Source organism: Intrasporangium sp., from assembly GCF_036566125.1.
Taxonomy (GTDB): Bacteria; Actinomycetota; Actinomycetes; order Actinomycetales; family Dermatophilaceae; genus Intrasporangium.
This window is the reverse complement of the sequence record NZ_DATCWX010000204.1, coordinates 1-13,012: the sequence shown is the minus strand read 5'-3', so window position 1 is coordinate 13,012 and position 13,012 is coordinate 1. Positions and strand designations below refer to the sequence as shown.

Here is a 13,012-nt window from a genome sequence, read left to right as displayed (position 1 = left end):
CCGCCGCTTGCGCAGCCGCCTGCGCGGTGCCGTGGGTGGCGGGGCGGTCTGGCGCGGAGGGCCCGCGGGCTCGGGCCTCGGCTGCCCCGACCCCGGACGCTGCTGCTTGCCTGGGTCGCGGGTGTCGACGGTGTACGCGTCGTGCTCCTCCGCAGGCTCCGGGCGCTCCGCGGCAGGTCGTCCTGGAATGGACCGACGCTTCCGGGTGTCCACGACGTAGACGTCGTCATCCGAAGCGCCCGCGCCCGGTCGGCGACGGGTCGAGTCAGTCGGCATCGGTGCCCTTCGGGTCAGGAGCGGGCGAGTGCGCCGCTGAGGGAAAGAGGTCGTTGACCCGCGGCGCCTCGTCGAGGGCGATCCGCCGGGCGAGCCGGGTGTAGCGCAGCTCCATCTGCCGGAACCGCCTGAACGTCGTGACGACGAAGCCGAAGAACGCGAGGACGAGGCCATAGAGGATGAGGTCGGCGCCTCGCCCAATGCCCACTCGGGTGGCGATGCGGTTCCAGATGCCCGGGTCGAGGATGGACCAGATGGCGAAACCGGCGAGGACGAGCAGCCCGATCCGCCGGAGCGCCTGGGTGCGCTGGCCGCTGCCGGCAAGCAGGCGCCAGGAGATGGCGAGCGTGCCGAGGATGAGGAGGGCCTGGATGCCGAGCTGCTTCATCTCCAGATCAGCTCCGCGAGGATGTTGACCGCGTTCCACAGCGACTGGCCCTTGGCCTTGCTGTAGTCGGTGTAGAGGATGTGCACAGGAGCCTCCGCGTAGGCCACCGGCTCGCCGTCGATCCGCATGGCACCGATCTGGGCGACGATCTCGGAGGCATGGGCCATCCGGTTCTGGGTGATGTCGAGCCGGGCGACGACGCCGCGCTCGAGCACCCGCAGCCCGTTGTGCGCATCGGTGAGCCGGGTCCCCGTCGTGAGGTTCGTGTAGGCGACGGCCATGCGCAGGACCAGCTTCTTGAGGCCGGCGGCCTGCGTCCGGTCGTCGAGGAAGCGCGACCCGAACATGACCCGGACGTCGCCTTCCCTGATCCGCTCGAGCATGTCCTCGACGTCGGCGAGCTGGTGCTGGCCGTCCGCGTCGTAGGTGACGCAGTAACGCATGTCCGGATCCGTGAGTGCGTAGGCGAGGCCGGTCTGGAGAGCGGCGCCCTGCCCGAGGTTCACGGGATGGCGCACGACGACGGCACCGGCCTCGTCAGCGCGCTCCGCCGACTGGTCGGTGGATCCGTCGTCGACGCACACGATCTTGGGGAACCGGGTGCGCGCGGTGCGGACGACGTCGCCGATGACCTTCGCCTCGTTGTAGAGCGGCACCACGAGCCACACGTCGTTCGGTTGCATCACCACCAGAGTAAAGCGGAGTCACCCGTGACCTGTCCCACCACCACGCGGGCCTCGATCGACGACGTCACCCGAGCCGTGCGGCGGATCTCCGCTTCCCGAGCCTGGGACGGGGCCCGTTCTCCCGTCGGGTCTAGAGTCTGTCCCGATGACGGACCTGAGGACTGGCAAGGTCGTGCCGACTGCGACTGGCTCCGCCGCACTGCGCGTCGCCGTCGTGGGGCCGACCCATCCGCACAAGGGCGGCGTGGCGGCCCACACGACGATGCTGGCCCACCACCTCACCCAGGCCGGGCACGACGTGACCCTCGTGTCGTGGGCCCACCTCTACCCGTCCAAGCTGCACCACGCGGACGCCACCGTGCCCGAAGGAGTGCCGGAGGTTCCTCCGTACCCCCGCACCGTCAGGGCGCTGAGCTGGGCCAGACCCGACACCTGGGTGCGGACCGGGCGGCGCCTCCGCGACGTCGACGCGGTCATCGTCGTCCATGTCATGCCCCAGGTCGTGCCCGCCCACCTGGCCCTCCTGCGTGCAGCGGACGCCCTGCCGGGGCAGCCAGGCAGGTCTGCGGCGCGGCCGCAGTCCGTCGTCGTGTGCCACAACGTCCTGCCCCACGAGTCCCGACCCGGCGATGCGGTGCTGATGCGGATGCTCTTCACCCGGGTCGACGCCACGCTCGTCCACAGCGCGGAGCAGGGCCGGCTCGCCCACGAGCTCGGCGCGCGCCGGGTCTCCGTCGCGGACCTGCCGCCGCACCTGCCGGGCGGGGAGCCGGTCACGCGGGGGTCGCGCACCGGCCCGACCAGGCTCCTCGTGCTGGGGCTCATCCGCGAGTACAAGGGGATCGACGTCCTCCTTCGAGCCATGCGTGACGTGCCCGACGTCACCCTGACGATCGCAGGTGAGGTCTGGCCCTCGCAGCGGGAGGTCATCGAGCGGCTCGTGACCGATCCCCGACTCGCAGGGAGGGTCGAGCTGCGGGACGGCTACGTGCCTGCTGACGAGCTCGCGGCCCTCCTGGCCGACCATGACGTACTGACCCTGCCGTACCGGACGGCCACCGCGTCGCAGAACGTCATCCTCGGCCACGCCCATGGCCTGCCCGTGCTGGCCTCTGACATCGCACCGTTCTCGACGCAGATCGAGGACGGCGTCAACGGCCTGCTCGTTCCGCCGGAGGACGAGCGGGCCCTCGCGGGCGCGCTCCGCCGGCTGGGGGACCCGCACGTGCGAGACCGGCTCGCCGAGGGCGTGCAGACCCCCGACCTGTCCGGGCCCTGGGCGCACTACCTGGGCACGCTCGAGGCGCTCGCCGCAGCCGACCCGGAGCACGAGAGCGACCCCGCGCCGGAGGCTGCAAGCTCCACGGCAACCGATGACCCGGGCTCCGGCTCCTTGGTCGACGCCGCGCGTAGGCTCCGGTCACACCTGCGCAGCCGTAGGCCTCTTCTCGAGATACACCATGCCGACCTGCCCGACTGGGTCCTGCCGACGGACGTCCTCGGCGATCCGGCGGAGGCGGACGACGCGCGCCGGCTCGCCCGAGAGATCGGCCTGCCGATCTCTCTGGACAAGGTCTCGACGTGGGCCGCCCTTGGCGCCCTCGCCGCGATCCTCCGGGTCCGCGACGACGGGCGACGCAGCGCCATCATCGTCGACGAGACGGGCATGCGATCGGTGCTGTCCCGGTGGGCCAGGGCCGTGGGCTTCGCGCCGGTGGAGATCGACTTCACCGGGTCGCACCCGAGCGTCGCCGCCCTGGATGTCGACACCGGCTCGCTCGACGTCATCGTCCGGATCCACCCCCGCGGCTGCGACGCCGACGACGTCGACAACGTCCTCGAGCAGGCCTCGTGGGCGCTGCGATCGGGCGGCCTGCTCATCATCACGATCCCCATCGGGCCGCCGTCCGCCAGCGGAGCGCTCGGACCGGCCGATGTACGGGGCGTCCTCGCCCGGGCCCACGCCCTCGGCTTCGTGCTCGTCGGCGACATCGACGGCGATGTCAACGCCCGGATGCGCGAGGCCGGCGCGCGAGCGCGCGCCGACTCAGCGGCATACGGCCTCGTCCGTCTCACCCTGAGGAGGCGCTGAGTGAGCCGTGCACGCCTGCTCACGGTGATCCGTGCCGTCGTCGCCGTCGTGACGCTGGCGGCTGTCGTTTACGCGGTCGCACGGAACTGGGCCGACGTTTCGGTGCATCTGCGGCAGGTCTCGTGGGCCACGTTCGCGTGGTCGAGCCTCGCCGCTGGCGTCGGCACCTGGCTGACGATGCTCGGCTGGCGCACCATCCTTCGCGACCTCGGTTCCAACCTGCACCTGGCCCCTGCCACTGGCGTGTACTTCGTCGGGCAGCTCGGCAAGTACCTGCCCGGGTCGCTGTGGTCGGTCATCGTCCAGGCCGACATCGCGGCCCACCTCAAGGTGCCGCGCCGCCGCACTGCAGTCGCCGGTCTGCTGGCGCTCGGCTTCGCCCTCCTGACCGGAGTGCTCGTCGGGCTGCCATCGGCGCCTTTCCTGCTGCGCCGGTCGTCCGAGGGAACCGCCTGGTGGCTGCTCCTCGCCGTGCCCATCGCCGTCGTGCTGCTCGTGCCGCGACTGCTCAACCGGGCCATCGCCACCATGCTGAGACTGCTGCGACGCGAGCCCCTCGAGCACGAGCTGTCCGCGCCGGCCGTGCTCAAGGCGGTGGCCATCTTCATCGTCGTGTGGCTCTGCTTCGGGATCCACACCCTGTTGCTTGCCCAGGCGGTGGCGGGCGACGAGCCGCACCCCGACCTGGCGCTGGCGGCCCTGACCGGCTATGCCCTGTCGGTGTCGCTCGGGATGCTCATCATCATCCTGCCGGCAGGCCTGGGCGCTCGAGAGGGGCTGCTGACGCTCATCCTCTCCGCGGCCATCCCGACCCCGGCTGCCGCGGCCGTGGCGATCCTGTCCCGCTTCATCGTGACCGCCGTCGACGTCCTCGCCGCCCTCGTCGGCTGGCTCTATGCCCGCTCGCACCATCTGGTCAGCGAGCGTCGGGCCAGCCTGGCCGACGTGGCCAGCTCGCCCGAGTAGCTGGCCGCCGGATGCGCTGAACCCCGGTATGAGGTAGAAACTCGCTCCAGAGAGCGAGTCACCACCTCGAACCGCGGTTCAATCCCGAGGCCGGGTCGCCGACGCAGATCAGAGCCGCTCGAGGACGAAGACCGGGATGACGCGGTCGGTCTTGCCCTGGTACTCCGCGTAGGGCGGGTACGCGGCGACGCAGCGGGGCCACCACTCGGCCCGCTCGTCCGCGTCCAGCTCTCGCGCTCGGACGCGGAACGTCGCGGTGCCGTCCTGCAGGTCGACCTCGGGGTGGGCACGCAGATTGTGGTACCACTTCGGGTGGTCCGGGCTGCCGCCCCGACTCGCCACCGCGGCATAGACCCCGTCGTGCTCGACCCGCATGACCGGCACCTTGCGGGTCACCCCCGTCTTCGCGCCGCGCATCGTCAGCAGCACCACCGGCCGGCCCATGATGTCGACGGAGTCCGTGGTCCCGGTCTCCTCGATCGTCTCGACCTGTCGACGGACCCAGCTGGTAGGGCTGGGGGCGTAGTCGCCGGCCACGATCAGGCAGCTCCCGGCTCGGGCGCCGAGGACCACGGGTAGGCCTTGACGAAGTCCTCGACGACGGTGAGGTTGAGGCCACCGCAGAACTGGCGCTTGCCCATCTGCTTACCGATCTGGCCGGTCTGCAGGTTGACGTCGGCCGACCAGTGGGACAGGGCGTACTTCTTGCCCTCCGGGAACGCGCCGCGCGAGGTGTCCCACGGCGTGATGATGAACTTGTTCCCGGATTCCTTCATGGCGTTGACGCGCTCGGCCAGCGCGGCGAACTGCGATGCCTGGCTCTCCTCGAGCGAGGGGTCGTACCAGAGGATCGTGTAGCCGTGCTCGAGGTTGTGGACGAGGGCCTCGATCGCAGGGGCGTCGGCGACCGTGTAGACGCGCCGGTCGGAGAGGGCCGGTTGCGCGAGGTGCTGGCCGCTCGAGGGCGGGACCGTCGCGTAGTCGATCCGGACCTTGTCGGGAGATGACGTGCCCGGACCGACGTGGTCGGACGAGCCGGAGGCGGGGTCGTCGATGACCGGGTCGCACGCGGCTGCGGCGACGTCGCCGGTCATGCCCTCCAGCGCCGCGTTCTTCTTGCTCTGCTCGCCGACGATCGCCCACGCCACCGCGCCGCCGATGATGGCGAGCACCACGACGACGGCCCCCACCACGAGCAGCAACCGCCGACGCTCTGACCTCTTCGCCTGGGCTTGCATGGCGGCGACGCGCTCGCGTCGGTCTCGGGTCGTCTCGCGGGCCATCGTTCCTCGTTCCGGTGGTCGGCTGATCGGGCAGTCGTCCCTAATAACGCCCGCGTGTGGGTAAAGGTTTCAACGATCGGGGTCGAGTGTAGGCGAGACTGTTCCCTGTGTCCGAAGCGTCCCAGCCGAAGGTGCGCTCGTGGCGCGTCGACCGCGAGATCCTCCTGCGCGCACAGCTCTCCGACTTCCACCGCGGCGCCGGCGACCCGACCTCCCGTTGGGGAGCCGACGGGTCCTTCACGCGGGCCGCGCACACCCCCGTGGGGCCAGGCACCCTTCATCTCGTATGCCGCTCAGCCGAGTCCGTGGTCGAGTGCACAGCGTGGGGGGCTGGGGCAGGGTGGCTGCTCGAGTCCGTGCCCAGCCTCCTCGGGGAGGGTGACGACCCGTCGGGGTTCGAGCCGGACCACCCGGTCATCGCGGCCGCCTGGCATCGCTTCTCCCACTGGAGGGTTCCCCGGTCCGGTCTTGTCATGGACGCGCTGGCGCCGGCCGTCATCGAGCAGCGGGTGACCGGTCAGGAGGCCTTCGCGGGGTATCGCAGGCTCGTCCGGCGGTTCGGGGAGCCGGCGCCGGGGCCGTTCGGCGCGGAGCTCTGGCTACCACCGAGGCCCGCGGACTGGGCGAAGATCCCGTCCTGGGAGTGGCTCCGGGCCTCCGTCGACCCGGCCCGCTCGGGCGCACTCGTCCGCGCGGCCAAGGTCGCGGGTCGCCTGGAGCAGTGCGCGGGCCTGACGCTGACGCAGGCTCAAGCGCGCCTGCGTGCCGTCCCGGGGATCGGCGTGTGGACATCGGCCGAAGTCGCCCAGCGAGCGCTGGGGGACGCCGACGCCGTGAGCTTCGGCGACTTCCATGTCGCCAAGGACATCGGATGGGCGCTCATCGGTCGTCCCGTCGACGACGCAGGCCTCGCCGAGCTGCTCGAGCCCTATGCCGGGCACCGCTTCAGGGTGCAGCACCTGCTCGCCCTGGCTGGACACCGCAGGGCCCGCCGCGGGCCGCGAATGGCACCCCGCACCCACTTGCCGATGGGCACGCGCTGAGCCCAGCGGCATACGGCCGGGGCGGTGTGCCAAGCGCGCGATCTGGCGCGCGCTTGGCACACACGACGCTCGGGCGTGGGAAGATCCGGCAGGCCGCGCGAAACGCTAGGCGCCGAGCAGGTGTTCTCGGGGTTCCGCTCCGTTTCGCTCCGATGAACGGCGAGTGTCGAGTTGGTCGTCGGGACTCGATGTCGGAGACGGGTCAGCCACCTGGACCGGGACGGTAACACCGTCGAGGACGAGGAAACCGCGTCCGGGATGCCGCTGACGCGCCGGCTCCAGCCGCACGCCGAGAAGGTCGCCGTCGACCGGTGAGCTCGGCGAGAGGACGAGGCCGGTGCCGTGCCGGGCGAGCTCCGGGACGAGGCCGCGGTAGAGGCTGGTGGCGCGCCGTGCGTCGACGGTGGCGACACACCAGGCGTCCGAGCCGTCGAGCTCATGGAGGACGTCGAGGACGACCGATTCTGCCGGGGTTCCGTCGAGTCCCTCGGCGTCGTCGATCAGGACGGACAGGCGTGGGTGGGTGGCCCGCAGCTCGCGCAGTCGCACCCCGTCAGTGGCCGGGACGAGGTGGAGATCCCGTATGCCGCTCAGCCAGCTCAGCGGCGTGTGCCGGGTCGCGATCACTGCCGTCGGGTGCCCCGCGGTGGCCAGCTGTCTCGCCAGCGCCGCCAGGGCGGTGGTGCGTCCGCTGCGGGGACCGCCGACGATGACGATCCTGCGGCCCTGACGGTCGGCGTCGAAGCCGACCGGGCTCGCGTCGTCGGCCCCCAAACCGATGCTGACCCGATCGCGAGTGGGCCGCGGCAGCTGGTCCCAACCCACCGTGGGTGGAAGTGGGGCGACGCGCCAGGGCAGCCGTGCCGGGTCGAGGTCCGCCGACGCTTCGAGCTGCTTGGCGACGCGCGCTGTCGTGCGGGTCTGGCTGTCGTGCGTCAGCCCGGGCCCGACGTGGGCGAGCTGGACGTGGTGGCCCGTCGCCACGTCGATCGCCCGGCCGGCGCCGCGATGTCCATGCACCTGGGTCGGCGAGAGCCCGGCAAGGGCGAGGTCGAGCGGGTCGGGCATCGGCAGGACGAGGCGCTGCTGCACGTGGCTGGCGAGTCGGCCCGAGACGACGGAGCGGCCGCCGGTGACGACGAGTCGGAACCCGGAGGACAGGCCGTCACGAGCCAGCCGGAGCAGCGATTCGGTTGGGGCTCCGTGGTCGACGTCCTCGAAGGCGCTCTCGACCGCCTCCCACCCGTCGACGAGGAGGACCACGAGCGGGTGCCTGTGGGATGCCGAGTTGACAGGCTCGCGGGCGACGTGCGCGCTCAAACGGGAAACGACGCGTGCGGCGACGCCCGGCTCGGCGGTGCTCGTGACCGACCCGACGTGGGGCAGCGATGCGAGGTCCCGAAGTGGGCCCGGGGTGCCCTCGATGACGTGGAGGTGGAGGTCCTCCGCTGACCACTGCTCGGCCAGGCCCAGGGCGAGAGTGCGCAGCAGGGTCGATCGTCCGGTCCGAGCGCCTCCGGCCACAGCGAGGTTGCCATCGGACCCGGGGTGCCAGCTGAAGGCTGCCTGCGACTGGGTCTCCGGTTGGTCGACCAGACCGATTGCGACGGCTCCGGGCGCGTCGGCGGCCGGGAGGGCGTCTCGCTGGAGCAACTCCGGCAGTGCCGGGAGCCACGGGGACGGTGGAGCAGTGGCGCGGAGGATCTCGGCAGCCTCTCGGGCTGCGTGGACCACCGACTCCAGCTCGGTGGGACCGCGGCTCGTTGTCGACGGGTGGAGTGCTGGCACGGGGCGGCCGAGATCGGTCCACGTCAAGGGCACCACGTGGACTGGTGATGGCATCCCAGAGCTCTCTAGCCGCGGCACCGCCCCCGCGTAGGCCGTCTGGACCTCGACCAGGCGGCCCCCGCCTGTTCGCACCCAGGCGCGCCCGGGGGTCCGGTCGCTGATCTGCGCGGCGGCGGGGCTCTCGATGACATCGTCGCTGTCGGACCGGTCTCGCACCCTGAGCGCGATGCGCAGCGAGATGTTGGCTCGCATGTCACCGGTGATGATCCCCGCCGGTCGCTGGGTCGCGAGCACGAGGTGCAGTCCGAGGGAGCGACCCACCGTTGCGATGCGCACGAGGCCCTCGACGAAGTCTGGCAGCTCATCGGCCAGCAGCTTGAACTCGTCCACGACGAGGACGAGTCTGGCGATCGGTGTCAGGTCGGGATTGGCCTCTCGACGGCTGCGGTAGTCGTCGAGGTCCTTCGCGCCGGCCGCGGCAAGGAGCGCCTCGCGCCGCTTGAGCTCGGCACCAAGGGACACGAGGGCCCGCTCGGTGAGGTGCTGGTCGAGGTCGGTCACCACTCCCAGCGTGTGTGGCAGGCGTGCGCACTCCTTGAACGCCGACCCGCCCTTGTAGTCGACGAGGACGAACGTCAGTTCATCGGGACCCGCCCGCACGGCCATCCCGCTGACGAGCGCCTGGAGCAGCTCGGACTTGCCAGAGCCAGTGGTCCCTCCGACGAGGCAGTGCGGTCCGTCCTGGGCGAGGTCGAGCAGACACGGCCCGTCAGAGGCGGATCCGAGCACGGCGACGGGTCGGCCAGTGGACGCCGACCAGGACGCGATGAGGTCGTCCGCCACGGTCGGGTCCAGGCCGGTGAGCAGGTTGGCCTCGCGCAACCCGATCGAGCCGGGCGGGGAGCTGAGGTCTTGTTCGGGGGTCGCGTCGTCGAGGGGCGCCAACGAGCGGGAGACAGACTCGAACCACGCCTGGTGGGGCAGATCTGGCGTGATTCCTGCAATCGTTCGGTCTGCGAGGTGAAGCGTGGCTCGTGGAGCGCGCCCGTCGTCCAGCACGAGTTGGGCGCGGCACTCCAGAGGTAGGCGCTCGGCGCGGTCGTCGATGCCGATGACGTGGACCCCGATGCCGCGCGAAGCCCCCAGGAGCGACCCGACGTCGGCTCGGCGTCGGAGCTCGGCGGTGCCATCCAGGACCACGACGAACCGGGGGAGGGGAGGGCCGGTCGGACCGCCAACGGGTGACGGCTCGGTGCGCGCACTGATGACCACACCGAGCTCCCTGAGGCGGGCTGCCACAGCGGACTCATCCTGGGTCGAGGCCACCGTGGCCACGGGCCCGAGGTCTCCGCCGAGCGCGTGTGGCAGCCGGCTGGCCCAGGCCCAGTCCGACTCGGCCGTGGTGGAGGTCGAGATCACGACCAGACGCGTGGTGAGCGGCGAGTGCCAGATCGCCGTCTGGGCGATGAGGGCGCTTGCGGCGCTGAGGGAACGAGGCCGGGGCCCCGCGATGCCGATGACGACGTTTGCCTCCAGGTCGACGACGGCGGGGACCTCCCGGATGGTGAGCGGCTGCTCCTCACCGTCCCGTCTTTCGACCCTCGTTTCGGCGGGCTGGTCGGCGGTGCCCACACGCAGTGCCAGGTGGTCGGGGTCGCCCGGGCGCCGCTCCCACATCCGGGCGTCGCGGGAGCCGGCGACAGACGCCGCTGTGGGCAGGTCCGGCTGTGCGGCGTGACGCCGGTGACCCTCGGTTGCCAGCGCCTCGTGGAGCCGCGCCTTCACCCGCGCCGTCTCGCGGGAGTGCTCGGCGAGCTGACTCCGGTACGAGACGCGCCCGTGCCTCCGATCGCTCCACCACTGGGCCAGCAGCAGCACCGGCGACATCAGGGCGAACAGGAGCATGATGGGAGATCGCAGAACCGTCGCGAGCCCGGCGGAGACGACGAGGGGCGCCATCGCGGCCACGACCGGGGCGCGGGCGCCCTCCGGACGGGTGGGCGCGGCAGGGAAGCGGATGGTCTCGGCCTCCGTCGGGAGAAGGAAGCGGGGGCGGCGGTTGATTCGCACGGTCCCGCCCGAGCACTCCGCGGCGGCGGGTGTCGTCTCCGGGCGCCGCACCACGACGGTTGTCGACGCGAGGTGGATCCGGCTCCCAAGCGGGAGCTGCGACCCTGTCGGGGGAATGGGGCCGCCGTCCAGGGTGCTCGGGTTTGTCGGGTCGAGGTCGCGAAAGCGGAGGCCAGCGTCGTCGGCGGTGATCACGGCGTGGGCGCGAGAGATGCCGAGGTCGTCGAGCCGGATGTCGCTCGAAGCCGCCCTCCCGAGCACCTGGTCCCCCCGCCGGACCTGGACGATCCGACCTGCTCCCGGGCCACCCACGATGTGCAGCTCCACGAGCGCTCCCGAGCCCAGCGGCATACGGCGTGGTGGTTTGTCGTGATGCTGGCTGGGGACGGCTCGAAGGAGCGCGCCTCGAAGGAGTCTTCCTTCGCCGATGACGGCGTCATCCGAGATCTCGTGGCCTTCCACGCTGAACCGGTCGCACGCGTCGGGAAGGAGCGCGGCGAGGTGTGGTCGAACCTGGCCGAACGTGACTGCGTCCCCTGCCTCGTCCGCCAGTGCGCCAGTGTCGATGAGGATGTCCCGGACCTCTGACGGAGGCGGTCCTACGAGGCCCATCCGAATCTGCATCCGCGCTTCCTCCTGTCGGTCCCGACGCCAACCTTTGCGCAGACGTGGACTCGGCCGGCCCCTTTGTCCACAGGCCAGTTCGCTTTCGACGCGACGGATCAGACATTTGGCGGCAGGATGGGCGCCGGCCAGCCGAGTCAGGGGGTTCTGTGTCGATGCAACAGGCGGTGCACCACGTCGAGGGCGAGGTAAGGGAGCTGATCCGCCGTACTGGCCTCGACCCGTCCCAAGACCCGCGGGGGGTGCGGCGCCTTGTCCAGGATGCGGTCCAGGACTACGACGAGCGGTCACTCCACGGCGGACTGCCGCAGCTGGGGGACATCCGAGCAGCGGTCCACTCCATCCTCGCGGTGGTCGCGGGCTATGGCCCGCTGCAGCAGTACTTCGACGACCCGACCGTCGAGGAGATCTGGATCAACGAGCCGAGCCGGGTGTTCGTCGCGCGTGGCGGCGTCGCCGAACTCACTCCGACGATCCTGACCTCCGACGAGGTGCGCGACCTCGTTGAACGCATGCTCAAGACCAGCGGCCGCCGCGTCGACCTGAGCTCGCCCTTTGTCGACGCGACGCTGGCGGACGGGTCTCGGCTGCACGTCGTCATCCCGGACATCAGCCGTACCCACTGGCAGGTCAACGTGCGGAAGTTCGTCGTCAAGGCGGACCGGCTCGAGGACCTCGTCCGGCTCGGGTCGCTGACGAAGCAGGCAGCGGACTTCCTTGCGGCAGCGGTGTCGAGCGGGCTCAACATCCTCGTTGCCGGCGGCACCCAGGCCGGCAAGACGACCTTGCTCAACTGCCTCGCGGCGGCCATCCCGCCGCGAGAACGCGTCGTCACCTGCGAAGAGGTCTTCGAGTTGAAGATCCCGCTTCGGGACGTCGCTTCGATGCAGTGCCGTCAGCCCAGCCTGGAGGGCACTGGGGAGGTGCCGCTGCGACGCCTCGTCAAGGAGGCGCTGCGTATGCGCCCCTCGCGCATCATCGTGGGTGAGGTTCGGCAGGAGGAGAGCCTGGACCTGCTCATCGCGCTGAACAGCGGAGTTCCCGGGATGTGCACGGTGCACGCCAACAGCGCGCGTGAGGCGGTGACCAAGATGTGCACTCTTCCGCTGCTCGCAGGGGAGAACGTCTCGAGTCGCTTCGTCGTGCCCACTGTGGCCTCGTCCGTCGACCTCGTCGTGCACGTCGCGCTCGAGCGCGATGGCCAACGGCGAGTGCGAGAGATCGTGGGGGTGCCTGGTCGTGCCGAGGGTGACGTCATCGAGATCGCCGACCTCTTCGTCACGCGTGGCGGGAGGCTGCAGCGGGCCGATGGTTTCCCTCCGCACGTAGAGGCCTTCGAAAGGGCTGGCTACGACGTTGCCGCCCTTCTCTCCCAACGGACGCCGTGATGTCGCCATCGGTCGTCGGTCTCATCCTGGGCGCGGGAGTGTTCTGCATCTACTGGTCGTTCTGGCCGAAGGAGGACGTCCCGGCTGACGCCGGGGAGCGCCGGCGTGCCGGCTTCATCGCCGAGCTTCGCGACCACCTGCACCAGGCAGGCTATGCCACCGTGACGCCGACGAATGTGCTGGTCGGTTCGGTGGTGCTGTTCGTCGTTGCCTTCCTCGCCTTCCTGGTGGCCACCGATGTCCTGCCGATCGCGTTGTGCTTCGGCTTGATCGCCGCTGCGACCCCGATCTCGCTGATCCGGATGAGGGCGCGCAAGCAGCGGAGCAGATTGCGCGACCTGTGGCCGGATGCCGTCGACAACATCACCTCAGGAGTACGTGCCGGCCTGGCCCTGCCGGAAGCCTTGG

Annotated in this window: 9 protein-coding genes and 2 pseudogenes; 5 read left to right on the top strand and 6 right to left on the bottom strand. The window is 71.0% G+C overall.

Annotation, left to right across the window (positions count from 1 at the left end; all coding sequences use genetic code 11):
• The 3 genes and pseudogenes from VIR15_RS12805 to VIR15_RS12795 all read right to left on the bottom strand — a co-directional run.
• Window positions 1-276: pseudogene (locus VIR15_RS12805) on the bottom strand (hypothetical protein); the annotation flags it as partial.
• Window positions 266-664 carry a DUF2304 domain-containing protein gene (locus VIR15_RS12800; protein WP_331928188.1) on the bottom strand — a complete coding sequence of 133 codons (399 nt, stop codon included), beginning with the start codon at window positions 662-664 and terminating at the stop codon, window positions 266-268. The gene VIR15_RS12800 and the pseudogene VIR15_RS12805, both read right to left, overlap by 11 nt.
• Window positions 661-1,347: a glycosyltransferase family 2 protein gene (locus VIR15_RS12795; protein WP_331928186.1), complete on the bottom strand. Its 687-nt coding sequence runs from the start codon at window positions 1,345-1,347 to the stop codon at window positions 661-663. The genes VIR15_RS12800 and VIR15_RS12795 overlap by 4 nt, the downstream gene beginning before the upstream one ends.
• A 148-nt stretch (window positions 1,348-1,495) precedes the next feature.
• Between VIR15_RS12795 and VIR15_RS12790 the strand changes: the two genes are divergently transcribed.
• Window positions 1,496-3,442 carry a glycosyltransferase family 4 protein gene (locus VIR15_RS12790; RefSeq protein WP_331928184.1) on the top strand — a complete coding sequence of 649 codons (1,947 nt, stop codon included), beginning with the start codon at window positions 1,496-1,498 and terminating at the stop codon, window positions 3,440-3,442.
• Window positions 3,443-4,408 carry a lysylphosphatidylglycerol synthase domain-containing protein gene (locus VIR15_RS12785; protein ID WP_331928182.1) on the top strand — a complete coding sequence of 322 codons (966 nt, stop codon included), beginning with the start codon at window positions 3,443-3,445 and terminating at the stop codon, window positions 4,406-4,408.
• A 108-nt stretch (window positions 4,409-4,516) separates the two neighbouring features.
• Here the strand turns inward: VIR15_RS12785 and VIR15_RS12780 are convergent, their stop codons facing one another.
• Together VIR15_RS12780 and VIR15_RS12775 are read right to left on the bottom strand one after the other, a co-directional pair.
• Complete coding sequence (locus VIR15_RS12780; protein WP_414654959.1) at window positions 4,517-4,945, bottom strand: nitroreductase family deazaflavin-dependent oxidoreductase; 429 nt, start codon at window positions 4,943-4,945, stop codon at window positions 4,517-4,519.
• 2 nt (window positions 4,946-4,947) lie between these two features.
• Window positions 4,948-5,691: a DUF3105 domain-containing protein gene (locus VIR15_RS12775; RefSeq protein ID WP_331928180.1), complete on the bottom strand. Its 744-nt coding sequence runs from the start codon at window positions 5,689-5,691 to the stop codon at window positions 4,948-4,950.
• Between the two features lie 107 nt (window positions 5,692-5,798).
• Between VIR15_RS12775 and VIR15_RS12770 the strand changes: the two genes are divergently transcribed.
• Window positions 5,799-6,734, top strand: a complete 936-nt coding sequence (locus VIR15_RS12770) for a DNA-3-methyladenine glycosylase family protein (RefSeq protein WP_331928178.1) — start codon at window positions 5,799-5,801, stop codon at window positions 6,732-6,734.
• Between the two features lie 105 nt (window positions 6,735-6,839).
• Here VIR15_RS12770 and VIR15_RS12765 read toward each other — a convergent pair whose 3' ends face one another.
• Window positions 6,840-11,216, bottom strand: coding sequence for a type VII secretion EssC family protein (locus tag VIR15_RS12765; protein ID WP_331928176.1), 4,377 nt, complete (start codon window positions 11,214-11,216; stop codon window positions 6,840-6,842).
• 155 nt (window positions 11,217-11,371) lie between these two features.
• On the opposite strand from VIR15_RS12765, the gene VIR15_RS12760 reads away from it, so the two are divergent.
• Together VIR15_RS12760 and VIR15_RS12755 are read left to right on the top strand one after the other, a co-directional pair.
• Window positions 11,372-12,604: a TadA family conjugal transfer-associated ATPase gene (locus tag VIR15_RS12760; protein ID WP_331928174.1), complete on the top strand. Its 1,233-nt coding sequence runs from the start codon at window positions 11,372-11,374 to the stop codon at window positions 12,602-12,604.
• Window positions 12,604-13,012 (top strand): annotated as a pseudogene (locus VIR15_RS12755) (type II secretion system F family protein); the annotation flags it as partial. The gene VIR15_RS12760 and the pseudogene VIR15_RS12755, both read left to right, overlap by 1 nt.

Excerpts from the sequence above, each read along its gene's own strand:
- VIR15_RS12795 (WP_331928186.1), bottom strand. The coding sequence starts at position 1,347 with ATGCAACCGAACGACGTGTGGCTCGTGGTGCCGCTCTACAACGAGGCG.
- VIR15_RS12775 (WP_331928180.1), bottom strand. The coding sequence starts at position 5,691 with ATGGCCCGCGAGACGACCCGAGACCGACGCGAGCGCGTCGCCGCCATG.
- VIR15_RS12760 (WP_331928174.1), top strand. The coding sequence starts at position 11,372 with ATGCAACAGGCGGTGCACCACGTCGAGGGCGAGGTAAGGGAGCTGATC.
- VIR15_RS12790 (WP_331928184.1), top strand. The coding sequence starts at position 1,496 with ATGACGGACCTGAGGACTGGCAAGGTCGTGCCGACTGCGACTGGCTCC.
- VIR15_RS12800 (WP_331928188.1), bottom strand. The coding sequence starts at position 664 with ATGAAGCAGCTCGGCATCCAGGCCCTCCTCATCCTCGGCACGCTCGCC.
- VIR15_RS12765 (WP_331928176.1), bottom strand. The coding sequence starts at position 11,216 with ATGCAGATTCGGATGGGCCTCGTAGGACCGCCTCCGTCAGAGGTCCGG.